The sequence below is a fragment of the Lysobacter sp. Root690 genome (assembly GCF_001427785.1).
Lineage (GTDB): Bacteria > Pseudomonadota > Gammaproteobacteria > Xanthomonadales > Xanthomonadaceae > Lysobacter.
Genome location: NZ_LMHM01000017.1, coordinates 364,772 through 388,347 on the forward strand (window position 1 = coordinate 364,772; position 23,576 = coordinate 388,347).

A 23,576-nucleotide genomic window follows, 5' to 3' on the forward strand; every position below is an offset into this window, starting at 1 on the left:
GACGGCTTCGCATCGAGCGCGCGCGCTGTCACGGCGCACGCGCACCGCGCGGCTCCGCCGCGCGACCCCACGACGGATGCGCGCGGCGCGTTCGCCAGAAACAGATCAGAACCGGAGGACACGGCGTCATGGCCAACAGCATCGAAGTAAAGGTTCCCGATATCGGCGATTACGACGGCGTCCCCGTCATCGAGCTGCTGGTCGCGGTCGGCGATACGGTCAAGAAGGACCAGGGCCTGGTCACGCTGGAATCGGACAAGGCGACGATGGAAGTCCCGTCCTCGGCCGACGGCGTGGTCAAGTCGATCAGCGTCAAGATCGGCGACAAGGTGGCCGAGGGCGCGGTGATCGCGATCCTGGAAGCCGCGGGCGATGCCGCCGCCAGCGAAACCAAAGCACCTCTCCCGCCTGCGGGAGAGGTCGCCGCGCCCAGCGCGGCGGGTGAGGGCAAGCCGGTCGCCGCGCCTCCATCCCAGCCTTCCCCCGCGAGCGGTGGAAAGAACGAAGCGCCTGCGAGCGCGCCGACGAATGCTCCGAGCACGCCTGCGCCCATCGCGGCCGCCGCAAGCGGCCGCAAGGCCGACGTCGAATGCCGCATGCTCGTGCTCGGCTCCGGCCCCGGCGGCTACACCGCCGCGTTCCGCGCCGCCGACCTCGGCCTGGACACGGTGCTGGTCGAACGTTACGCCAGCCTCGGCGGCGTCTGCCTCAACGTCGGCTGCATTCCGTCCAAGGCGCTGCTGCACGCGGCCGCGGTCATCGACGAAGCCCAACACGCCAGCGACTACGGCGTCAGCTTCGGCAAGCCGACGATCGATCTGGACGTGCTGCGCAAGTACAAGGAAAAAGTCGTCGGCCAGCTGACCAAGGGCCTGGCCGGCATGGCCAAGCAGCGCAAGGTGCGCGTGGTCGCCGGCACCGGCACCTTCATTTCGCCGAACGAACTGGAAGTGACCGGCGAGGGCGGCACCCAGCTGATCCGCTTCGAGCAATGCATCATCGCCGCGGGTTCCCAGGCGGTGAAGCTGCCGAACTTCCCGTGGGACGACAAGCGGGTGATGGACTCGACCGACGCGCTGGAACTGGCCGACATCCCGAAGAAATTGCTGGTCGTCGGCGGCGGCATCATCGGCCTGGAAATGGCCACCGTGTACCGCGCGCTGGGCAGCGAAGTCACCGTGGTCGAGTTCCTCGACCAGCTGATGCCGGGCGCCGATCCGGATCTGGTCAAGCCGCTCGCCGATCGCCTGAAGAAGCAGGGCGTCGCGGTGCATCTCAAGACCAAGGCCGCCGGCACCGAAGTGGTCAAGGACGGGATCAAGGTGTCGTTCGAAGGCGACAAGGCGCCCGAGGCGCAGGTCTTTGATCGCGTGCTGGTCGCGGTGGGTCGTTCGCCCAACGGCGGCAAGATCGGCGCCGACAAGGCCGGCGTCGGCGTGACTGATCGCGGCTTCATTCCGGTCGATCGGCAGATGCGCACCAACGTGCCGCACATCTTCGCCATCGGCGATCTGGTCGGTAACCCGATGCTCGCGCACAAGGCCACCCACGAGGGCAAGCTCGCCGCCGAAGTGGCCGCGGGCGAGAAGAAGGAATGGGTCGCGCGGGTGATCCCGTCGGTGGCCTACACCGATCCGGAAATCGCCTGGGTCGGCGTCACCGAGACCGAAGCCAAGGCCAAGGGCCTGAAGGTCGGCGTCGGCAAGTTCCCGTGGGCCGCCAGCGGCCGCGCGATCGGCATCGGCCGCACCGAGGGCTTCACCAAACTGATCTTCGACGAAGCCACCCACCGCATCGTCGGCGGCGGCATCGTCGGCGTGCATGCGGGCGATCTGATCTCCGAAGTCGGCCTGGCGATCGAAATGGGTTGCGAAGTCGCCGACATCGGCCACACCATCCATCCACACCCGACTCTGAGCGAGTCGGTCGGCATGGCGGCGGAGGTGTTCGATGGAACGATCACGGATTTGTATATTCCCAAGAAGAAGGGCTGAGTTCGGCGCGCTGGCGCTGGCCTTGATCGTCGGCTGTTATGCGACGCAGGCGCTGGCCCTGTCGGTGAGGCCGCCGGTGCTGCCCAAAGACGAGGACTACCGCGCCTGCCCTCGGGGGCAGGCCTGGAAGGACAGCGGCGGCGCGCGCATGCAGCGAGCGCGCCTGCGCCAGCCGACGGCGCCGCCGCGCGATCCGGCCTTGCGCGACAACGTGCGGCGCCTGAGGTTGATCGCGTTGCACGGCGGCTACGACTACCAACCCCGCAGCGCCGCGGTCGCGGCTCCTAAAGTCGCTGCTGAAGCGGCAGCAGATGCGGCCGCAACTGCTGCCGATGCCGCCGCCGATGCGGCCGATGTCGCCGCCGGCGCAAAGCCGGCCCGGCAGCAGGCTTCGCGCCCGCCCGAGCCGCGGGTGACGCCGGCGCAGGCGCGCGCGGCCGTGCAGCACCTGCGCGAGATTCTGCAGCGTCGACCGATGCCCGGCGTCGATGAGATTGGCGTGGATGGCGTGGAAGCTTTGTGGCTCGCGATCTACCGCGACCGCGACGATCGCGCGCAGCAACTACGGTGGGCCGAGTCGTTCCTGGAGACGCAACGACGCGTGCCCGGCGCCGACGGGCATCTGATTCGCGATGCGATGGAGAAGGTCGACGATCTGCTGCTGATTGAAGGCCGGCCACAGCGCTATGGCACGCAGTTCGATCTCGTCGACGGCAAGATCGCGTTGAAGCCCATCGACAGCATGCAGGCCGCCGAGGCCTATCGCAGCGAATTCGAGCGAATGCCGCTGGCGTTGGAAATTTGCTTGCGTGAGCGCTTGAGCACGTTGCGCGCACACGTGCCGGATCTGTAACCGGCAGCGGACGGCATCATCGGGAGACGGTCTTGGGGTCGTACGCGTGGCTCCGATCGGACGCTATCGTCCGATCGGAGCACGGGGCATCGGAGCCGAAGGCTCCGCGACCTTAGAACGAGAACGTCACGCCCGCCATCGGGCCCTTGAAGCGCTGATCCAACCCGACCGACGCATCGCCGCCGTTGCGCTTGGCGTCGATCTTGAACCAGTCGTAGCCGACGAACGCGCCGACCGCCGGAGTGAAGCGGTATTCGACCAAGGCATTGGCGCGGCTGATATCGCCTTCGTAGTCGCCGAAGTCGCCCCAGTCCGCGTCCAGGTACTGGCCCTGCACGATGAAGCGCCACTTCTCGCCCGGCGAGAACTGCAGGCGCGTGCCGACCACCGGCGCGAAGCCGTCTTCGCTCTGCTTGTCGCTGTAGTTCGCGGTGCCGGCCTGGGCGCGCAGCTTGCCTTCGATCTTGGCGTACTCCACGCCGATCTGCAGGCCCCAGCTGACCGTGTCGGTCTCGACCACGGCGTAGTCGTACATCACGCTGGCCAGTTCGAACTTGGCCTTGGCGCGGGCGAAGCTGCCGGCCGGAATCGTGGTGTCGTCGAACGAGATGTCCTCGCTCAGCGTGGCGGTCTTGCTCTTGTCGTAGCCGAAATAGTTGAACAGCAGGCGATGGCGTTCGCCGAAGTGGAACTGGCCTTCGATGCGCGGCACGGTTTCCTTGCTGCCGAAATCGAAGTCCTGGCTGAACTCGTAGGGGCGGCCCTGGAAGGTGGTGCCGGCGGTCAGTTCGCCGCTGGTGTCGACGGACATCGCGCCCAGTCGTACCGTGAATCGATCGTCTTCTGCGTGCGCGGGCAGGGCATAGGCGGCGCTCGCGGCGGCCAGCGCTAGCGTCAAGGGAAGCAGTCTGGAAATCACAGGTGTACTCCGTAAAGGAAAGGCGGGGGAATGCAGCACATTCGTGTACTGGTGCGTACATGAATGCCGTCTTCGCGGTGGAGTATTTGTGAAAAAATTGGGAGCGACCGATTCGGCAAAGTGCCAAGCCGGAAATCGGTGATGCGCGTCACGAAAAGGCGAAGCCCCGGCGGGTCATGCCGGGGCTTCGGGGTGCCCACCGCAGCTTTGCCATTGACGAGGAGAGAGTGGCGGCGGGCGTTCCCAGATACTGACCGGTGCTTTCGCGAAAGGTTCCGCCGTGCGTCAAAGATTTTCGATCAGGTCGTCAAAGCCGCGCCGGCGGCGGCCTGGGCGGCGCGACGGGTCTCGATGCGCTTCCAGAATTTCTCGTGCAGGTGGAAGGCCACGGTGTTGCAGGCCGGCTCGACCAGGGCCAGCGCCCCGCCGACCCAGACGCTGCCGGTCATCAGGTAACCGACCAGGAAGGCGACCGAGAAATGCACGCAGGCGAAACTGAGGGTCTTGCTCATGGCGGTGACCTGGATGAGAATTATTCTCAACAATACGCTTCGCTGATGCGGAATCAAATCGAATGATCCGACGGTTCCGATAGCTCACAGCTATCGACGGCCGTATCGATGCGGCGTCCGTTACGTGCCAGGTAATTCAGCGCAAGCGCGCCGCGCCGCATAGTTGCGGCCATGAAGTCGCCTGTCGCCGCCCCGGTTGCCCGCTTCCGATCGCCCCATGGCAGGTCCGTGACTGCCGCCGGTTGCCGCAAAGTCGCCCGCACTCTATACTTTTGCGGCTCTACCGGGCGCTTTGCGCCAACCCCAGACCGACGAGACCCGCGTGCACGATCCATTGTCCGCAGGCCGCCGGCTGGCGTCGCGCGCGATTGCCTGGCAAGCCGGCGCGACGGCGCTGGTCGCGCTGGCCTTCTACTCCAAGGGCGCGTCCTTCGCGCTCGCGGCTGCGGTCGGCGGCGGCGCGGCGGTAGCTGGCAGCCTCGTGGCGGCCAGGATGGCACTCGGGGGGGGCGTGCAACCGGCCGGGATGGCTGTAGGACGGTTGCTGGCCGGCGTCATATTCAAGTGGGTGGCGGTATTGACGGTATTCGGGCTGGGACTGGCCTGGTGGCGTCTGCCTCCACTCCCCATGCTGGTGGGATTGCTCGCGGCGACGCTGGCTTTCGTACTGGCTAATCTTTTGAAACAACGATGAAGGTGTCTTTCGTGAGTGAACAGACCGGTTCGGGCGGCCTGAACGAATACATCAAGCACCATTTGACCCACAACACCAGTGAGGTCTTTGGCAGCGACGCGTTGTCGAAGTTCAACTTCGACTCGTGGATCGTCGCCCTGGTGCTCGGTTTGCTGTTCATCCTGTGGTTCGGCCTGGCCGCGCGTAAAGCGACGGCGGGCGTTCCCAGCAAGGGCCAGGCGTTCGTCGAGATCATCCTCGAGTTCATCGACGGCCAGGTCAAGGACACCTTCCACGGCGATCGCCGCACGGTGACCCCGCTGGCGTTGACCATCTTCATGTGGGTCGTGTTCATGAACACGATGGACCTGCTGCCGCTCGACCTGTTCGGTTGGCTGGTGCACGTCACCGCCGGTCCGGAAGCGGCGCACCACACGTATTTCCGCGCGGTTCCGACCGCCGATCTCAACACCACCTTCGCGATCTCGGCCTCGGTGTTCTTCATCCTGATCGGTCACGCGATCTCGGCCAAGGGCGCCGGCGGTTTCGGCAAGGAACTGGTCACCGCGCCGTTCCACGCGCATGGCGTGATGAAGATCGTGCTGGTGCCGGTCAACCTGGTCATGAACATCATCGAGTGGCTGGTCAAGCCGGTTTCGCTCGCGATGCGACTGTTCGGCAACATGTACGGCGGCGAGCTGGTGTTCATGCTCATCGCCGGTCTGATGGGAAGCATCTACACCTTCGTGCCTGGCGTTCTCGCCAACGCCGCCTGGGCGATCTTCCACATCCTGATCATCCTGTTGCAGGCCTTCATCTTCATGATCCTCACGGTCGTCTACATCGCAGGCGCCCGCGAAAGCCATTGATTCAAGCCGCGTCACCCGCTGCATCCAGATTTCTAATTCGTTTTCCCTTCACCGCTTAGCACTACCTCTACCAGGAGAAGCACCATGGAGTACATCGCCAACGTTCAGGGTCTGACCGCGATCGCGATCGGCATCATCATCGGTCTCGGCGCGCTGGGCGCTTGCCTGGGCATCGCGCTCATGGGCTCGAAGTTCCTCGAATCCGCCGCGCGTCAGCCGGAGCTGGTGCCGATGCTGCAGGGCCGTATGTTCCTGCTCGCCGGCCTGATCGACGCCGCGTTCATCATCGGCCTCGCCGTTGCTCTGTTCTTCGCGTTCGCCAACCCGCTGATCAGCGTCCTGCAGACCGCTGGCTGATCCGCGTCGGCCCGCGCCTCAGGCGCGGGCCAGGCAATCCGGGCCGGTTCCGGCCGGCCCAACGTAAGTAACGTCGAGGACCCGTCATGAATCCCAACATGACTTTCTTCGGTCAGATGCTCTCCTTCGCGATCCTTGTATGGTTCACGATGAAGTTCATTTGGCCGCCGCTGAACGCAGCGATCGAAGCGCGCCAGAAGAAGATCGCCGAAGGTCTGGCGAACGCCGAAGGCGCCGAAGTTCTCATCCAGCAGGCGCAAGCGCAGGCGGACGAGGTCGTGCGCGAAGCTCGTACCAAGGCCAATGAGGTCATCGACCAGGCCCATCAGCGCGCCAACCAGATCGTCGATCAGGCCAAGACCGATGCAATGGTCGAAGGCACGCGCCTGAAGGCGCTGGCCGATGCCGAGATCGCCGCCGCCGCCGATCGCGCTCGCGAGGAACTGCGCAAGCAGGTGTCCGCGCTGGCCGTGAGCGGCGCCGAAAAACTGCTCAAGCGCGAAATCGACGCCAACGCCCACAAGGCGCTGCTCGACGAGCTTGCCGCAGAAATCTGATCGGATAGCCCAACGCGATGAGCCAGAACCTCACCCTCGCCCGACCGTATGCACGCGCCGCGTTTTCGCTGGCGCGCGATGCCGGCCGTTCCGCGCAATGGTCCGACGCGCTTGCCTTCTCGGCGCGCGTCGCCGCCGATCCGCGGGTGTCCGCGTTGCTCGGTCACCCGCAGCTGAGCGCCGCCGATGCGATCGCATTGATCGCGATCGACGGCGCGGACGAGTCGGTGCAGCGCTTCCTCGCGCTGCTGGCCGACAACCGCCGCCTCGCGCTGCTGCCGGAAATCTCCGGGCTGTTCGAACAGCTGCGGGCCGAGGCCGACCGCGTGGTCAAGGCCAAGGTCACCTCGGCCAACGATCTGCCGGCGGCCGAACTCGATGCGATCAAGGCCGCGCTGACCAAGCGCTTCGGCCGTCAGGTCGACATCGAAACGGCGGTCGACGCATCGCTGATCGGCGGCGCGGTGATCGACGCGGGCGACGTGGTGATCGACGGCTCGCTCAAGGGCAAGCTCGCGCGCCTGCAGACGGCACTGGCCGGCTGAAGCCGGGAATAGGGAATCGAGAATAGGGAATCGTCGAAGGCCCGCTCTTCCGATTCCCGACTCCCGATTCCCGACTCCCGAACCAAAAGAAAGCACCCGCGCGTCGCCCCATCGCGATGCAGGACCAAGGAAACGACAATGGCAAGCACCCAGCTCAACCCGTCCGAAATCAGTGAACTGATCAAGACCCGCATCGAGAAGGTCAAGCTGGCCGCCGAAGCGCGCAACGAAGGCACCGTCACCTCGGTGTCCGACGGTATCGTGCGCATCCACGGCCTGGCTGACGTGATGCAGGGCGAAATGATCGAACTGCCGAACAACACCTTCGCGCTCGCGCTGAACCTGGAGCGCGACTCGGTCGGCGCCGTGGTTCTGGGCGATTACGAGCACCTGCGCGAAGGCGACATCGCCAAGACCACCGCACGCATCCTGGAAGTGCCGGTCGGTCGCGAACTGCTCGGCCGCGTGGTCAACGCGCTTGGCGAGCCGATCGACGGCAAGGGTCCGATCGGCGCGGCGATGACCGCTCCGGTGGAGCGCGTCGCCCCGGGCGTGATCTGGCGCAAGTCGGTCGACCAGCCGGTGCAGACCGGTTACAAGACCGTCGACGCGATGATCCCGATCGGCCGTGGCCAGCGCGAGCTGATCATCGGCGACCGTCAGACCGGCAAGACCGCGCTGGCGATCGACGCGATCATCAACCAGAAGGGCACCGGCATTAAGTGCGTGTACGTCGCGATCGGCCAGAAGGCCAGCTCGGTCGCCAACGTCGTGCGCAAGCTGGAAGAAAACGGCGCGCTCGCCCACACCATCGTGGTCGCCGCGACCGCGTCGGAATCGGCCGCGATGCAGTACATCAGCGCCTACTCGGGCTGCACCATGGGCGAGTACTTCCTCGACCGCGGCGAAGACGCGCTGATCGTGTACGACGATCTGTCCAAGCAGGCCGTGGCCTACCGCCAGATCTCGCTGCTGCTCAAGCGCCCGCCGGGTCGCGAAGCCTACCCGGGCGACGTCTTCTATCTGCACAGCCGCCTGCTCGAGCGCGCCGCGCGCGTGTCGACCGAGTACGTCGAGAAGTTCACCAACGGCGAAGTGAAGGGCAAGACCGGTTCGCTGACCGCGCTGCCGATCATCGAAACCCAGGCCGGCGACGTCTCGGCGTTCGTGCCGACCAACGTGATCTCGATCACCGACGGCCAGATCTTCCTGGAAACCGACCTGTTCAACGCCGGCATCCGCCCGGCCGTGAACGCCGGTATCTCGGTGTCGCGCGTCGGTGGCGCGGCCCAGACCAAGATCGTCAAGAAGCTGTCCGGCGGCATCCGTATCGCCCTGGCCCAGTACCGCGAGCTGGCTGCGTTCGCGCAGTTCGCCTCCGACCTCGACGAAGCCACCCGCAAGCAGCTCGAGCGCGGTCAGCGCGTCACTGAGCTTATGAAGCAGAAGCAGTACGCGCCGATGTCGATCGCCCTGCAGTCGCTGTCGATCTACGCGGTCGACAAGGGCTTCATGGACGACGTGCCGGTGAACAAGATCGGTGCGTTCGAAGAAGCGCTGCACGCGCACTTCACCAATACCGCCGGCGAGCTGGTCGACCAGATCAACGCCACCGGCAATTGGAACGACGACATCGAAGGCGCCTTCAAGAAGGGCATCGAAGAGTTCAAGCAGACCGGGACCTGGTGATCAAGGCCGGGATTCGCGATTAGGAATTCGGGATTCGGCCAAGCCGATCCCGATCCCCGCGTCAGCGAATCCCGAATCCCGAATCCCCAATCCCACGAGCGGAGCGAGCAATGGCCGGCGGCAGAGAAATCAAAACCAAGATCAAGAGCGTGCAGAACACCCGCAAGGTGACGCGCGCGCTCGAAATGGTCTCGGCTTCCAAGATCCGCAAGGCGCAGGATCGGATGAAGACCTCGCGCCCGTACGCGCGGGTCATCAAGCAGGTGATCGGTCATCTGGCCCAGGCCAATTCCGATTACCAGCATCCGTACATGGTCGAGCGCAAGGATCCCAAGCGCGTCGGTTATGTGATCGTGTCGTCCGACCGCGGTCTGGCCGGCGGCCTCAACAACAACCTGTTCCGCAAGCTGCTGGGCGAAATGCGCAAGTGGCAGGAGCAGGGCGTCGAGGTCGACGTGGTCACCATCGGCCAGAAGGCCTCGGTGTACTTCCGCCGGGTCAAGGTCAACATGCTGGCCTCGGTCACCCACCTGGGCGACAAGCCGCACCTGGAGCAACTGGTCGGCGTGATCAAGGTGATGCTCGACGCGTACAGCGGCGGCAACATCGATCGCGTGTTCCTTTGCTACAACGACTTCGTCAACACCATGACTCAGCGCGCGGCGTTCGATCAGCTGCTGCCGCTGCCGGAGCCGGAAACCCAGGTCGCCAAGCACGATTGGGACTACATCTACGAACCCGATGCGGAGACCGTGCTCAACCACGTGTTGACCCGTTACATCGAGTCGCTGGTGTACCAGGCGGTGCTGGAGAACGTGGCCTCCGAGCATGCCGCGCGCATGGTCGCGATGAAGTCGGCGAGCGACAACGCCAGCAAGCTGATCGGCACTCTGAACCTGGTCTACAACAAGGCCCGTCAGGCCGCGATCACCCAGGAAATCTCCGAAATCGTCGGCGGCGCCGCGGCGGTCTAATCCATCCGGTGGGCGCGGCCTTCGGCCTGCGACCACCAGCAGCATTTGAAAGTTACTGAGGAATCAAAGATGAGCAGCCAGGGCAAGATCGTTCAGATCATCGGTGCGGTCGTCGACGTCGAGTTCGCACGCGAGTCGGTTCCGCGCGTGTACGACGCGTTGAAGGTCGAGAACACCGCCATCACCCTCGAAGTGCAGCAGCAGCTGGGCGACGGCATCGTGCGCGCGATCGCGCTCGGTTCCACCGACGGCCTCAAGCGCAACCTGGTGGCGATCAACACCGGCAAGGGCGTGTCGGTGCCGGTCGGCGCGGGTACCCTGGGCCGCATCATGAACGTGCTCGGCGAGCCGATCGACGAAGCCGGTCCGGTCGAAGCCACCGAGCATTGGGAAATCCACCGCGCGGCGCCCGATTACGCCGACCAGTCCTCGGGCAACGAGCTGCTGGAAACCGGCATCAAGGTCATCGACCTGATGTGCCCGTTCGCCAAGGGCGGCAAGGTCGGCCTGTTCGGCGGCGCCGGCGTGGGCAAGACGGTCAACATGCTCGAGCTGATCAACAACATCGCCACCGAGCACGCCGGTCTGTCGGTGTTCGCCGGCGTCGGCGAGCGCACCCGCGAAGGCAACGACTTCTACCACGAGATGGCCGAAGCCGGCGTCATCCAGCTCGAGAGCCTGAAGGACTCGAAGGTCGCGATGGTGTACGGCCAGATGAACGAGCCGCCGGGCAACCGTCTGCGCGTCGCGCTGACCGGCCTGACCATGGCCGAGTACTTCCGCGACGAAAAGGACGCCGACGGCAAGGGCCGCGACGTGCTGTTCTTCGTCGACAACATCTACCGCTACACCCTGGCCGGCACCGAAGTGTCGGCGCTGCTCGGCCGCATGCCGTCGGCGGTGGGTTACCAGCCGACCCTGGCCGAGGAAATGGGCGTTCTGCAGGAACGCATCACCTCGACCAAGACCGGCTCGATCACCTCGATCCAGGCCGTGTACGTGCCCGCCGACGACTTGACCGACCCGTCGCCCGCGACCACCTTCGCCCACCTCGACGCCACCGTCGTGTTGAGCCGTAACATCGCATCCTTGGGTATCTACCCGGCGGTCGATCCGCTCGACTCCACCTCGCGTCAGCTCGACCCGAACGTGATCGGCGCCGAGCACTACGACACCGCGCGCCGCGTCCAGGCCACCTTGCAGAAGTACAAGGAGCTCAAGGACATCATCGCGATCCTCGGCATGGACGAGCTGTCGGAAGAAGACAAGCAGGCCGTGTCGCGCGCGCGCAAGATCGAGCGTTTCTTCTCGCAGCCGTTCCACGTCGCCGAAGTGTTCACCGGCGCCCCGGGCAAGTACGTGTCGCTGAAGGACACGATCCGCGGCTTCAAGGGCATCTGCGACGGCGAATACGACCACCTGCCGGAGCAGGCGTTCTACATGGTCGGCGGCATCGAGGAAGCGGTCGAGAAGGCCAAGAAGATGGGCGTGGGCTAAACCCCACGGTTCCCTCTCCCGCATCGCGGGAGAGGGTTAGGGTTAGGGTGAGGGCGCTTGAGTTGTTGTTCGTTTGATTGCAACGACGTTCGCGCTTCAACCCCGTGTGCCCTCACCCCTGCCCTCTCCCGCGACGCGGGAGAGGGGGACAATGAATAGAGGCGTTTTTTTATGGCCACCACGTTCCGTTGCGACATCGTCAGCGCCGAGGAAGAAATCTTCCACGGCGAGGCGACGCTGCTCGTCGCCACCGGCGAGATCGGCGAACTCGGCATCGCGCCGCGCCATGCACCGCTGATCACGCGCCTGAAGCCGGGCAAGGTCGTGGTGACCCTGCCCAACGGCGAGCATCTGGATTTCGCCGTGTCCGGCGGCATTCTCGAGGTGCAGCCGCAGGTCGTCACCGTGCTGGCCGACACCGCGATCCGCGCTCAGGACATCGACGAGGCCGCCGTGCGCGCCGCCAAGGAAGAAGCCGAGCGGGCGTTGGCCAACCGCGGTCCGCAGATGGACATCGCCGAAGCCCAGAGCAAGCTGGCCGAAGCGATGGCGCAGCTGCAGGCGCTGGAGCGTCTGCGCAAGAACATGAAGCACTAAGCCGGCGGTTGCATGCCGCTTACGAAAACGCCGGCCTTGCGCCGGCGTTTTTCGTTTTGGGATTTGCGTTAATGCGACAGGTGGCGGTACGCCCATGCTGTTCCCCCCTTTGAAAAGGGGGGGCAGGGGGGATTTGCTTTTGCCGCCAATCGCGACGATTCATCACAAGCAAAAGCAAATCCCCCGGCGCATTCGTGATCAACCACGCAAGCGACAACCCAGGCGCCAGCCCCCTTTTTTAAAGTGGGCGAATTCTCTGCGTTTCCATGAAGATTCGAATTCGCGCTCGGCCCCGCACGCGAACCTTTGTGCGACCAAGCCGGCGCAAAAACCCAGCCGAGCTCTCAGCGCCGATACACCCAATACCGCGACATCACGAACCCGACTCCGCCGAGTATCACCTCGATCACCGGCTTGGCCGCCCAGGTCCATTGCAGGCCGGCATAGGAATCGACCGTGCTGATCGCCCAGGTGCTGAGAATCGTCGTGCCGATCCACATGGTCACGAAGCGCGCGAACTGCCGGCGCCCGACCCGGGTGTCGTCGCCGGCGAAGGTGAAGCGGCCGTTGAGCCAGAACCCGAGCAGCGCGCCGCAGACGCGGCCGGTCAGGTTGGCCGCTTCCACCGGCATGCCCAGGTGGCTGAGGCCGACCATCACGCCCCAGTCCAGGAAATACTGCAGCGCGCCGAACAACAGATAGTTGCGGCCTTGCCGGCCCAGGCTCACGCGCGGGTTCCCAGGCGAACGAAGCGGAAGCGATGCGGCCGGACAGGGGGGAGTGCGGTCATCCGCGCATTCTAGCCAAGCCAGGCTGTACCATCGCGGCCATCACTCACCGGCACGACGGAGCGGCGGTTTGCGCAGCGCGGTTCTGATCCCCTGTTACAACGAAGCCCGGACGGTGGCCAAGGTGGTCGCCGACTTCCGCCGCGTCCTGCCCGACGCCCAGATCTGGGTGTTCGACAACGCCAGCACCGACGACACCGCCGCGATCGCGCGCGCCGCCGGCGCGCGGGTGCATCGGGTGCCGGCCAAGGGCAAGGGCAACGTGGTGCGGACGATGTTCCGCGAGGTCGACGCCGACGTGTACCTGATGGTCGACGGCGACGACACCTACCCGGCCGAGCACGCGCCGCAGTTGCTCGAGGACATCGTCAACGGCCACGCCGACATGGTCGTCGGCACGCGCCTGGAATCGCACGATTCGGGTTCGTTCCGACGCTTTCACGGCTTCGGCAACCGCCTGGTGCGCTGGAGCATCGGCAGCCTGTTCGGCCAGCCGGTGCGCGACGTGCTGTCGGGCTATCGCGCGTTCTCGCGCCGCTTCGTCAAATCGATGCCGGTGCTGTCGCGCGGCTTCGAGATCGAAACCGAGATGACCGTGTTCGCGATGGCCAACGCCTTCGTGCTGAGCGAACGCACCGTGCCTTACGGCGTGCGTCCGGAAGGCAGCGTGTCCAAGCTCAACACCTTCCGCGACGGCTTCCGCGTGTTGCGCACGATCGGGTTCCTGTTCAAGGATCTGCGCCCGTTGCGCTTCTTCGGCGTCGCCGCGTTGATCGCTGCATTGGCCAGCCTCGGCTTCGGCGCGTTCGTGGTCCACGAATTCAGCCTGACCGGCGCAGTGACCCATCCGTCGACCGCGGTGCTGGCCGCCGCGCTCGCGCTGACCTCCTTCATCCTGCTCGCGACCGGCCTGATCCTCGACACGGTGAACCGGCGCAGCAACGAAATCCTGCGGCTGATCACCGACCACGTGGTGCGGCACACGCCGGAGTGAGCGATGCGTCCGGCCGGGCGCATGGCTGCGGCCATCGCGTGATCGATCCGGAGTTTGGTGCGACCCATCAGGGTCGCGTCCACGTTCATGGCGCCGCCTTCACGCAGATCGGCGCGAACGGCGCGCGCGTCAGCGGACACAGTTCGAGCTTCGCCAGCGTGTTGCGCAGCGGCCGGCAAGCGCCGCTGACCGTCAGTCCGTACAACGCCATGCGTTCGGCGGCCGGCGGGTCCACGCGCACTGGGCGCAGCAGCCACAGCGGACCGGAATTGGTGGCGACGGTGCGTTCGACGCGCTCCTGCAGCCGCGTGCAGCGCTGCGGGTCCATGAAGTTGTTGTGGATCGCCATCGCCGGCACGTCGCTCGGCAGGAACGCGAGTGCGTGCCCGATCGGGTGATTGGTGCTGGTCAGGACCACGCTGTGCTTCGGCAGCGCCGGGTAGCTCACTTCGATCATCGGCGAACGGAACGGGTCGCGGCCCCAGCTCGGATGCTTGGTCGGCGCGACCACCAGTACCATCGCGACGAGCATGGCGGTGCGGGTCCGGCGCTTGGCGAACAGGACAGAGACCACGCCGACGATCAACATCGAGAACAACAGTTCCAGCGGCAGCAGATAGCGGTAGATGCTGTACATCGCCAGCCAGCCGACATAGCTGACCAGCACGAACGCCAGCAACGGCCAGCGCAGCGCGAGGCGGATCGAAGCCTCGTCGTTCGCATCGTTCGTATCGCCCGCGATGGGCGCGGATGGCGGCGCGATCGCATCGCCGCGCACCCGGCCCCGCCACACCCAGATCGCGAGCGCGATCATGCCCAGCAGGACCCGTGGATCGGCAAGCACCACTTCGGAGAAATCGCGGCTGCGGCGCAGCATGCGCAACGGCGCGTTCAAGTACTGCAGTGCGCCGTCGGGCAGGTAGCGCAGGTCGCGCATGGATTCGGGCAGGGCATCGGGCGATTGGAACCACTGGTTGAAATAAGGGAACAACGGGTTGCCGTGGTGCTGCCACAGGTACCAGCCCCACGGCCCCCAGCACAGCAGCGCGGCGACGCCGCCGCCGAGCGCCAGCGCGCCGATGCGCGCGGGCAGCTGCCGCGCGGGGCCGGCGACCAGCGCCGCGGCGATGAAGCCCAGGCAGTAGGTCGCGGCGGTGAGCTTGAAGCCGGCCGCCGCGCCGGCCAGCAGGCCGATCGGCAGCCAGGTCGCGAACGGTCCGCGCCGCTGTGGCGAGGTCGCCAGCCAGTACAGCGCGGCCAGCATCAGCGCACCGACGATGTGGTCGTTGAAGATCGCCGCGGTGCTCGGGTACACCGCCGCGCCGGTGATGGCCACGAACCCGGCGATCCAGGTGCGGGCGCGGCTGCGCTGCGCCGGCAGCAGCGTGTCGAGCAGGCGCAAGGCGAAGAACAGCGCCAGCACGCTCGGAATGGCCAGCCAGGCGGTGATCGGCACCCCGCCGACCCCGGCGCGAACCATCAGCGCGAAAGGCAGGTCGACGATCGGGTTGTGCCAGGTCTGCAGCTGCGCCACCGCGATATCGCTGTCCAGCCGCCCCTCCATCCAGGCCAGCGGCGTATACAGGTGGTAGTTGCGCAGGTCCCAGTTCGCGTCCTGACGCAGTCCCACGATCGCGATCGTGGTAAAGAACAGGGCCACCAGTGCGGCGGTTCGCCGAGCAGCGCGGTCGATGGGCATACAGGGTCCTTCAACGGTGAATTGCTAAGATTCGTCCTCGACGGGGGGCCCACGTCAAGCAACCGAATGTAAGGAAGATTTCATACATGGCTCATGAGTCGATGAACCAGCTGCACATCGTGATTCTCGCCGCCGGCGAGGGCAAGCGCATGAAGTCGGCGACGGCCAAGGTACTGCAGAAGATCGCCGGCCGGCCGATGCTGGCGCACGCGATCGAAACCGCGCGGGCGTTGAGCCCGGCCGGCATCCATGTGGTCTACGGCCACGGCGGCGAGCAGGTCCGCGCCGCGTTCGACGGCCAGGGCGATCTGCACTGGGCCGAGCAGGAACAGCGCCTGGGCACCGGCCACGCCGTGCAACAGGCGATGCCGGGTGTGCCACAGGACGCACGCGTGCTGGTGTTGTACGGCGATGTGCCGTTGATCACGGCGGACACGTTGCGGCGGCTGCTGGCCGCGCCGGGCCGATTGGCGGTGCTGGTGGCCGACATGGACGACCCGACCGGTTACGGCCGCATCGTCCGCGATCCCGAGGGCCGGGTCGGCCGCATTGTCGAGCACAAGGACGCCGACGAAGAACAGCGCGAGATCCGCACCGTCAACACCGGCATCCTGGTCGCCGACGGCGAACCGCTGCGCCGCTGGCTCGATCGCCTCGGCAACGACAACGCGCAGGGCGAGTATTACCTGACCGACGTGTTCGCCGCGGCCGCGGCCGAGTACAGCCCGGCCGAGATGGTGCATGTCGCCGATCCGGTCGAAGTCGAAGGCGCCAACGACCCGTGGCAACTGGCCCAGCTCGAACGCGCATATCAATTGCGCGCCGCGCGTGCCGTCTGCGTGCAGGGCGCGCGCCTGGCCGATCCTTCGCGCTTCGATCTGCGTGGCACGGTCAGTGTCGGCCAGGACGTGGAGATCGATGTCGACGTGGTGCTCGAAGGCCGGGTCGAACTCGGCGACGGCGTGCAGATCGGTCCGTTCTGCCGGCTGCGCGACGTCAAGCTGGCCGCCGGCACGGTGGTGCGCGCGCATTGCGATCTCGACGGCGTGGTGGTCGAGGGCGCGGCGGTGATCGGTCCGTACTCGCGCCTGCGTCCGGGCACGGTGCTCGCCGACGGCGCGCATGTGGGCAATTTCGTCGAGACCAAGAACGCGCGCATCGGCGTGGGCAGCAAGGCCAATCATCTGACCTACCTGGGCGATGCGGTGATCGGCAGCGGCGTCAACGTCGGCGCGGGCACCATCACCTGCAACTACGACGGCGTGAACAAGTCGACCACCACGATCGAGGACGGCGCGTTCATCGGTTCGAACTCCTCGCTGGTCGCGCCGGTCACGATCGGCAAGGACGCGACCATCGCCGCCGGTTCGGTGATTACCCGGCCGGCGCCGGCCGGCGAGCTGAGCATCGGTCGCGCGCGTCAGTCGACGGTGGAAGGCTGGAAGCGGCCGGTGAAGAGAAAGCCGCAAGAGTGATCGGCGGCGCGGTGCGTCGTTGCGTTGGGCGCCGCTCGCCGCGGAGAGTTTGGGAAGCCGGTTGGCTTCCCAAACTCGGGTAAAACCCCGCCGACTCACGGCGGGCAAGGCATCGGATTGCTGCGAACCGGGGCGGTTACGTCTACGCGTACACCGTGCGCGTTCGCTGCCACGATCGCATCACGGAACGTATTCCACCGATGCGGTACTGCCGGCCTGCGCCTTGATGATCTGGGTGTAGTAACTGGCCGCAGCGCTGTTGCTGAGGAAGGCGTTGGGCGCCCAGATCATCACGCCCTGATAGCCGCCGCTGGCGACGTTCGCCGCGATCGTCCGCGCCTGCGTGGCCGAACTGAATTCCGGCGAGATGCCGAGGAACAGGTTGCTCTTGAGCATGCCGTAACCGACATACGGGGTGAGATAGCTGACGCTGCCGCCATAGGTCATCTCATAGCCTTCGGTCAGCTTGGTCGCGGCGTTGTAGGGCGCGGAAAAATACTGCGAGTCCGACCACAGCGCCTTGCTCAGGGTCTTGCCGGAAAAACCCGAATTGCTCCTGATCGCGCTGAGCACGGAATAGAACGCGCTCGCGTTACCCGAGCAGGTGGAGTACTCGTCGTCGACGTTGATGCCGTTGAGGCCGTACCTCACCACCTCCGCCACCATCGCATTGCCGAGCTGGGCCGCGGCGCTGGCACTCATGTTGCACGACCAACCCGCGTTCTGATGATTGCCCAGGTATGAGATCTGCACCTTGATACCCTTCTGCTGCAACTGCCTGACGATGGCGATGTTGTTGTTCAGGATCGTGCTCATCTGCGAGTTGTAGAACAGTACCGGCGTATTCGGGGTGCTGCCGTTGATGTTGGCGGCGAACAGCACGAGATCGGAAAAGAACGGCTTGCCGGTGCCTTTGACGATGAAGCGTCCGACATCGCTTACGTTTTGCGGCGAGGGATTATTCAGGAATACGACGTTGCGCGCGTCAGCGGCGGAACTCGCAAGAAATGCCATTAAACCGGCGGAAAAAAGCGTAGATTTGCTAAGCATTGGCGAATCTCCTCTTCCATTGTTTGGAAAACACATTCGATTTGACGGACGCGCGCGCGCCGTGCCGATTGAGGTTCGCGGTCGTCGTTTCTAGAAACGAATGCGAGGGCCACTCCCCTACCGTCGCTAAGCATCGTCGTCACGCTTGCGTCTAGATGTGATCGTGCGAGCAACTTCGACGAGACATCGACAACGCCGCGATTGGCGCAGGCAGCAAGGTCCATCACCGGGTTGGTGTCGTCGATGTGGTGATCGGTGTCGATGCCGGCGAGGTCGCATCGTCTGAAACGCGACGGCGTTGACGTTCGCTCGCCACGGTATCGCGCGGTGCTTGATCGGTTGCGACATCTCGCGGTCGGCGCCGATGACGATTGGCGAGGGACGCAAACATCGCGGCCGGCCGCTGATCGCCAGGGAGACACCGCCGAGCGAGCGATTGGACGCGCGCGGCAATCGACGGTAGAAAGCGGGAAGCGATCGGCTCAGAAAAAGTCGTTCGCGTTTTTGGTCGCGGCATGAAGGAGCCGGCACGCATGAATCTCAGCATCGACGAAGCGCGGGTGGACCTCGGCTTCACCAATCCGCTCATCGAGCATCGGCCTTCGGTCCTGATAGGCCGTATGGCCTTGAGCGTCGAGGACATGCGTCGGCTCGGCGGCGAAGCGGCGCGGGAATTGTTCGTATTCGGAGCCAAGGTGCCGATGCCGCCGGACCCGCGGTTCGGCGAGAGTTGGCGCAACGAGTTCTCGGTGATCGAAGCGCTGCCCGGCGAGGCCGCGCGCGAGCATCGGCTCGCGCAGCGCGGCACGATCATGTTCCTGGCGCAAGGCGAGGCCGACCGCTACGAGATGGTCGACATGCTCGCGCCGGGCGACATCCGTTTTCTCCATCGCAGGCCGGGTTGGAAAGCCTCCGAAGCCAGCATTCCGCTCGGCGAAAACGGCCTGTATCACTTCGTCCGCCAGTTCTACGTCGGCGAAACCGCCAGCGCGATCGAATACTTCGGCGCCGGCAGTTCGATCTACGTATTTTTGGAGGCGCGGCCGGACGACCGGCTATCGGTGCAGCTGTTCGTCCAGGACATGTCCGAACAGACCGCCGAGGACCACTACCGGCTCGAAGCGATGATGGCGCAGTTCGATCGCCATCGCGGCGACAGCGAAAAGGTGCACAAGCTGATTCGCGAAGGCGACCGGCATTTCCATGCCTATGTGATGGACGCCGCGAATGTCCAACGCGAAACGCTGGAATACCTGCTCAAGCACGTTCGCAGCAAGCGCGAGCAGGGGCAGGTGCTCAAGCTGCTGAAAGCGCGGGCCTGACGGCCACGGCAAAGATGGAGCTGACACATCCGTGATCGCGCTCGTGCGCCACGCCGCGGCCGAAACCGCGGCGTGGCGCACGATGGCGCGAACGCCCGCGATCGCAGGCGTGAACCCAAACTCAGCGCGTACCGCCGCCGGCCAGCAACTGTTCGCCGGTCAGCCAGTACGAATCGTCCGAGGCCAGGAACACGGCGATCGAGGCGATGTCGTCGGGCTGACCGATGCGGCCCAGCGGCGTCTGCGAGACCGCCCAGTTCTGGAAGTCCGAACCGATGAAGCCGGCCGAATGGGTGCCTTCGGTTTCGATCATGCCCGGGTTGAGCGAATTGACCCGGATCTTGCGCGGGCCGAGTTCGCGCGACAGCACGCCGGTGATCGCGTCGACCGCGCCCTTGGTGCCGGTGTAGACCGCGCTGTCGGGCGGGGTGATGCGGCTGACCACTGAGCCGATGTTGATGATGCTGGCGCCTTCGCCCAGGTGCTTGGACGCGGCCTGGGTGGTCAGCAGCAGCCCGAGCACGTTGACGTTGAACTGTTGGTGGAAGTGTTCTTCGGTGATCTCGGCCAGCGGCCCGAACGCGTACACGCCGGAGTTGTTGACCAGCACGTCGAGGCGGCCGAACTGCTTGACCGTGGCGTCGACGATGGCCTGGGCGTCGGCGGTCTTGGACACGTCGCCCTGCACCGCGATGGCCTTGCCGCCGGCCGCTTCGATGGCCGCGACCACGGCGTCGGCGCCGGCCTTGCTGCTGGCGTAGTTCACCGCGACCGACGCGCCCTGCGCGGCGAGCGCCTTGGCGATGCCCGCGCCGATGCCCTTGGATGCGCCGGTGACCAGCGCGACTTTGCCTGCGAGTTTGTTGCTCATGATCGATGTAGTCCTGTTTGGGGGATGAAGCGGGGGTTAATTCCAATAGTTCAGAACATATGAACTATGGAACTTGAAGTCAAGGGCCTTTAAGATGGGCGCATGAAACCCCTGGTGCATCCCGCGATCGAGGACATCACCGTGGAGGGCATCCTCCACGCCCTGTCGGACCCCGTGCGCGCGGCGATCTACGCGCAGATGGCCGGCGCGGCCTGCGCGATGAACTGTTCCAATTTCCTCCAGGTCAGCGACCGCAGCATTCCCAAGTCGACCCTGTCGCTGCATTTCCGCGCGCTGCGCGAAGCCGGGCTGATCCGCAGCGAGCGGCGCGGGGTGGAAATGCACAACACCACGCGCTGCGCGGATGTCGAGCAGCGCTTCCCGGGTTTGATCGGCGCGATCCTGGCAGCGCATGGCGCGCAGGCGGTCGAGCGCGCGAAGGTTGCCAAGCGCAAAGCCGCCGCGGCCAGATCCAAAGCGGTTTAGGGTTGGCTGCCCGCGGCGTCGCGCTTGAACGCGGCGCGCTTTTAAAAGCGCTTGAGTTGTTCCCGATGAGTGCCTGAGCGCGATGATCCGCGCCATCCATGGCAGCGTCTATCCGGATCGTGCGCGTGATCGGTCACACGGCGCGGGCAGCCCGGCTCAGTCCGGCAACACCATCGACACGCACAGACCGCCGCCTTCGCGATTCAACAACGCGATGCGGCCGCCGTGCGCCTCGGCGATCTCGCGCGCGAGCGCCAGGCCCAGGCCGGTGCCGTTGCGCTTGGTCGAATAGAACGGCAGTAGCGCGTTGGACAGCACCGAGTCGTTCATGCCGGTGCCGCGGTCGAGGATGTCGATGCGCCATGCGTCCTGCACCCGGCGCAACTGCAGGCGCACTTCCTCGGGCGCCGAGCCGGATTCGTGCGCGTTCTTGAGCAGGTTGATCAGGCATTGCTCGAGCTGAGCCACGTCCACGCGCGCGATCGCGTCGCCCTGAATGCCGTCGAAGGCGAAGTCGACCTGGCTGCGCAGTTGCTCGACGAAGCGCGACCATTCGATCGGCTCCAGCCGCGGCGCCGGCAGTTTGGCGAAACGTGCGTAATCGCGGATGAACCCTTCCAGATGGCGCGCGCGGTCTTCGATCGTGGCCAGCGCGGTCGGCAGGCGATCGTACTGGCCGCGGCGCAACAGCTCGGCGCCCGAATGCGCGAGTGAGGCGATCGGCGCCAGCGAGTTGTTGAGTTCGTGGCTGATGACCCGGATCACTTTCTTCCAGGTCTGCACTTCCTGGCGGCGCAGTTCGGCGGTGAGCTGGCGCAGCAGCACCAGTTCGTGGGCGCGGCCGTTGAGGCGGAACACGCGGCGCGAGAGGTGGTAGATCTCTTCGTTCTCGATATCGCCGACGGTGAACATGCCGTCGCCGCCGCGATCGAAGGCTTCCTGCATCGGCACCGGCGCGCGCGCGAGCAATTCGGAGAAATCCTGGCCTTCCAGGCGCCTGCCTTCGCCCAGGGCTTTGCGCGCGGCGAGGTTGCCGTGAATGATCCGGCGCGAGGGATCGACCAAGAGCATCGCCACCGGCGTGTTCTGGACCATGGTGTCGAGCAGCAGTTCGCGCTGGACCAGGCTCAGACGCTGTTCGCGCAAGGTGTCGCCCAAGCGGTTGTGGCTGGCGACCAGTTCGCCCAGATCGCCCTTGCCATCCCAGTGGAAGCTGATCGAGTAATCGCCGTCGCGATAACTGGCGACCGAGCCGGCCAGGGCGCGGAACAGCGAATTCATCGGCGCGAACGCGCGTCGTACGTGATAGACCAGCAACGGCGCCAGCACCGCGAGCACGATTGCCAGCACCAGCCAGCGGTTGCCGATCCATTGCGACAGCCATAGCGTGGCCGCGGCGCCGACCGCGAGGTAGGCCATCGCGATCGCACTGAATACCAGACTCAATGGGGGGCGGCGCATGCTCATGTCCTCAGTCGCGCTTGATGCCGAGTCTTTCAAGACGTCGGTACAGCGCCTGACGTGACAGGCCCAGTTCGCTCGCGGCCTGGGCCAGGACGCCGCCGGCGCGCTCCAGCGCGGCTTCGATGGTGGCGCGGTCGAGTTCGTCGCCGCCGATCGCGATCGCCGGCTGCGCGGCGGCCGCGGGCAGGCCGAGGTCGGCCACGCCGATGCTGTCGCCGCGCGCCAGCAGGGCCGCGCGCTGCAGGGTGTTGCGCAGTTCGCGCACGTTGCCGGGCCAGGCGTGATGCAACAGCGCGCGCTCGGCGTCCTCGCTCAGGCGCTTGCCGGCGGCGAGCGGATTGTCCTGGAGGAAATGCCGAGCCAGCGGCAGCACGTCGTCGCGGCGTTCGGCCAGCGGCGGAATGTCGATCTGGATGGTGTTGAGCCGGTAGTACAAATCCTCGCGGAAACGGCCATCACGGATCATCGCGGGCAGATCGGCGTTGGTCGCGCTGATCACCCGCACCTTGACCTGGCGTTCGCGGTTGGAGCCCAGGCGTTCGAAGCGCCCGGTTTCCAGCACCCGCAGCAGCTTCATCTGCCCGGTCGGCGGCAGGTTGCCGATTTCGTCGAGAAACAAGGTGCCGCCGTCGGCGGCTTCGAACTTGCCTTCGCGCATCTTGTTGGCGCCGGTGTAGGCGCCGGCATCGGCGCCGAACAACTCGGCCTCGATCAGCTCGGTCGGCAGCGCGCCGCAGTTCAAGGTCACGAACGGGCCGGACTTGACCGAGGAATTGGCCTGCACGATCTCGGCGATCTTTTCCTTGCCGGCGCCGTTGGGGCCGGTGATCAGCACCGGCACGTCGGCGCGGGCGACGTGTCCGGCCAGCTCGACCACGCGCGCGAGTTGTTCGGAACCGAACACCAGCCCGCGCAGGTCGTAACGCGCTTCCAGGTCGCGATGCAGCTTGCGGCGTTGCTCGTGCAGACGCGAGATTTCGCGCGTGCTCGCGCCGAGTTCCAGCAGGTTCTCGACGCTGGCGAGCAGTTTCTGATCGTCCCAGGGCTTGGCCAGGTAATCGGCGGCGCCGGCCTTGGCCAGGTCGACGGCGATGTCCAGATGGGTCCACGCGGTCAGCAGGATGATCGGCAGGTCCGGGTGGCGCGCGCGGATCGCGCGGAACAGCGCCACGCCTTCTTCGCCGGAGGTGGTGTCGGCGGTGAAGTTCATATCCTGCAGGACCAGGCCGATGTCTTCGCGCGCCAGCGTCTCCAGCCCTTCTTCGGGCGACTGCACGGCGATCACCTGGATCTCGCGCAAGCCGAACAGCAGGTCCAGCGCGGTGCCGACCGCCGGGTTGTCGTCGATGACCAGGACCGTGCGCATCTGGGTTCCGTGTGGAGTGGGCCGC

23 protein-coding genes are annotated in these 23,576 nt (G+C 65.7%); 15 read left to right on the forward strand and 8 right to left on the reverse strand.

Going from position 1 to position 23,576, the window contains the following annotated elements:
• The first annotated feature begins 128 nt into the window (after positions 1-128).
• Entirely contained in the window at positions 129-1,994 is a 1,866-nt protein-coding gene (gene lpdA / locus ASD86_RS22150) for a dihydrolipoyl dehydrogenase (protein ID WP_056115952.1), read from the forward strand.
• Positions 1,951-2,847, forward strand: a complete 897-nt coding sequence (locus tag ASD86_RS22155) for a hypothetical protein (protein ID WP_157477012.1) — start codon at positions 1,951-1,953, stop codon at positions 2,845-2,847. The genes lpdA and ASD86_RS22155 overlap by 44 nt, the downstream gene beginning before the upstream one ends.
• A gap of 112 nt (positions 2,848-2,959) precedes the next feature.
• On the opposite strand, the gene ASD86_RS22160 is transcribed toward ASD86_RS22155, so the two are convergent.
• Both ASD86_RS22160 and ASD86_RS22165 read right to left on the reverse strand, forming a co-directional pair.
• Entirely contained in the window at positions 2,960-3,763 is an 804-nt protein-coding gene (locus ASD86_RS22160; RefSeq protein ID WP_056116541.1) for a hypothetical protein, read from the reverse strand.
• A 302-nt stretch (positions 3,764-4,065) separates the two neighbouring features.
• Entirely contained in the window at positions 4,066-4,278 is a 213-nt protein-coding gene (locus ASD86_RS22165; RefSeq protein WP_056115959.1) for a DUF2061 domain-containing protein, read from the reverse strand.
• A gap of 322 nt (positions 4,279-4,600) precedes the next feature.
• Between ASD86_RS22165 and ASD86_RS22170 the strand changes: the two genes are divergently transcribed.
• The 9 genes from ASD86_RS22170 (at position 4,601) to ASD86_RS22210 (ending at position 12,036) form a co-directional block, all read left to right on the forward strand.
• On the forward strand, positions 4,601-4,972 hold the full coding sequence (locus ASD86_RS22170) for a hypothetical protein (protein WP_036109156.1): 372 nt from the start codon (positions 4,601-4,603) through the stop codon (positions 4,970-4,972).
• On the forward strand, positions 4,969-5,820 hold the full coding sequence (gene atpB / locus ASD86_RS22175; RefSeq protein ID WP_056115961.1) for a F0F1 ATP synthase subunit A: 852 nt from the start codon (positions 4,969-4,971) through the stop codon (positions 5,818-5,820). Before ASD86_RS22170 ends, atpB begins: the two co-directional genes overlap by 4 nt.
• An 84-nt stretch (positions 5,821-5,904) precedes the next feature.
• Positions 5,905-6,177: a F0F1 ATP synthase subunit C gene (atpE, locus tag ASD86_RS22180; protein WP_036108959.1), complete on the forward strand. Its 273-nt coding sequence runs from the start codon at positions 5,905-5,907 to the stop codon at positions 6,175-6,177.
• Positions 6,178-6,263: 86 nt separating this feature from the next.
• Entirely contained in the window at positions 6,264-6,734 is a 471-nt protein-coding gene (locus tag ASD86_RS22185; protein ID WP_056115963.1) for a F0F1 ATP synthase subunit B, read from the forward strand.
• 17 nt (positions 6,735-6,751) lie between these two features.
• Positions 6,752-7,279 carry a F0F1 ATP synthase subunit delta gene (locus ASD86_RS22190; RefSeq protein WP_056115965.1) on the forward strand — a complete coding sequence of 176 codons (528 nt, stop codon included), beginning with the start codon at positions 6,752-6,754 and terminating at the stop codon, positions 7,277-7,279.
• A gap of 138 nt (positions 7,280-7,417) precedes the next feature.
• A complete protein-coding gene (gene atpA, locus ASD86_RS22195) occupies positions 7,418-8,968 on the forward strand; it encodes a F0F1 ATP synthase subunit alpha (RefSeq protein ID WP_036108950.1) in 1,551 nt (516 codons plus the stop codon).
• Between the two features lie 110 nt (positions 8,969-9,078).
• On the forward strand, positions 9,079-9,942 hold the full coding sequence (atpG, locus tag ASD86_RS22200) for a F0F1 ATP synthase subunit gamma (RefSeq protein WP_056115969.1): 864 nt from the start codon (positions 9,079-9,081) through the stop codon (positions 9,940-9,942).
• A gap of 69 nt (positions 9,943-10,011) precedes the next feature.
• Positions 10,012-11,439 (forward strand): F0F1 ATP synthase subunit beta, encoded by a 1,428-nt coding sequence (gene atpD / locus ASD86_RS22205; protein ID WP_036108946.1) that lies wholly within the window; start codon positions 10,012-10,014, stop codon positions 11,437-11,439.
• Between the two features lie 171 nt (positions 11,440-11,610).
• On the forward strand, positions 11,611-12,036 hold the full coding sequence (locus ASD86_RS22210) for a F0F1 ATP synthase subunit epsilon (protein ID WP_056115972.1): 426 nt from the start codon (positions 11,611-11,613) through the stop codon (positions 12,034-12,036).
• A gap of 344 nt (positions 12,037-12,380) precedes the next feature.
• Here ASD86_RS22210 and ASD86_RS22215 read toward each other — a convergent pair whose 3' ends face one another.
• Complete coding sequence (locus tag ASD86_RS22215; RefSeq protein ID WP_056115977.1) at positions 12,381-12,764, reverse strand: GtrA family protein; 384 nt, start codon at positions 12,762-12,764, stop codon at positions 12,381-12,383.
• 130 nt (positions 12,765-12,894) lie between these two features.
• Between ASD86_RS22215 and ASD86_RS22220 the strand changes: the two genes are divergently transcribed.
• A complete protein-coding gene (locus ASD86_RS22220) occupies positions 12,895-13,818 on the forward strand; it encodes a glycosyltransferase (protein ID WP_082578621.1) in 924 nt (307 codons plus the stop codon).
• Positions 13,819-13,903: 85 nt separating this feature from the next.
• On the opposite strand, the gene ASD86_RS22225 is transcribed toward ASD86_RS22220, so the two are convergent.
• Entirely contained in the window at positions 13,904-15,517 is a 1,614-nt protein-coding gene (locus ASD86_RS22225) for a glycosyltransferase 87 family protein (protein ID WP_082578622.1), read from the reverse strand.
• 101 nt (positions 15,518-15,618) lie between these two features.
• Between ASD86_RS22225 and glmU the strand changes: the two genes are divergently transcribed.
• A complete protein-coding gene (glmU, locus tag ASD86_RS22230; protein ID WP_056115983.1) occupies positions 15,619-16,992 on the forward strand; it encodes a bifunctional UDP-N-acetylglucosamine diphosphorylase/glucosamine-1-phosphate N-acetyltransferase GlmU in 1,374 nt (457 codons plus the stop codon).
• 180 nt (positions 16,993-17,172) lie between these two features.
• On the opposite strand, the gene ASD86_RS22235 is transcribed toward glmU, so the two are convergent.
• Complete coding sequence (locus ASD86_RS22235; RefSeq protein WP_157477014.1) at positions 17,173-18,042, reverse strand: hypothetical protein; 870 nt, start codon at positions 18,040-18,042, stop codon at positions 17,173-17,175.
• Positions 18,043-18,575: 533 nt separating this feature from the next.
• On the opposite strand from ASD86_RS22235, the gene ASD86_RS22240 reads away from it, so the two are divergent.
• Positions 18,576-19,364, forward strand: a complete 789-nt coding sequence (locus tag ASD86_RS22240) for a hypothetical protein (protein ID WP_056115989.1) — start codon at positions 18,576-18,578, stop codon at positions 19,362-19,364.
• A gap of 121 nt (positions 19,365-19,485) precedes the next feature.
• Here ASD86_RS22240 and ASD86_RS22245 read toward each other — a convergent pair whose 3' ends face one another.
• Positions 19,486-20,235, reverse strand: coding sequence for a glucose 1-dehydrogenase (locus tag ASD86_RS22245; protein WP_056115993.1), 750 nt, complete (start codon positions 20,233-20,235; stop codon positions 19,486-19,488).
• Positions 20,236-20,337: 102 nt separating this feature from the next.
• On the opposite strand from ASD86_RS22245, the gene ASD86_RS22250 reads away from it, so the two are divergent.
• Entirely contained in the window at positions 20,338-20,721 is a 384-nt protein-coding gene (locus ASD86_RS22250; protein ID WP_056115996.1) for a helix-turn-helix domain-containing protein, read from the forward strand.
• A gap of 156 nt (positions 20,722-20,877) precedes the next feature.
• Here ASD86_RS22250 and ASD86_RS22255 read toward each other — a convergent pair whose 3' ends face one another.
• Positions 20,878-22,182: an ATP-binding protein gene (locus ASD86_RS22255; RefSeq protein WP_157477016.1), complete on the reverse strand. Its 1,305-nt coding sequence runs from the start codon at positions 22,180-22,182 to the stop codon at positions 20,878-20,880.
• A gap of 10 nt (positions 22,183-22,192) precedes the next feature.
• Positions 22,193-23,551, reverse strand: a complete 1,359-nt coding sequence (locus ASD86_RS22260) for a sigma-54 dependent transcriptional regulator (RefSeq protein WP_056116001.1) — start codon at positions 23,549-23,551, stop codon at positions 22,193-22,195.
• Positions 23,552-23,576 lie beyond the last annotated feature (25 nt).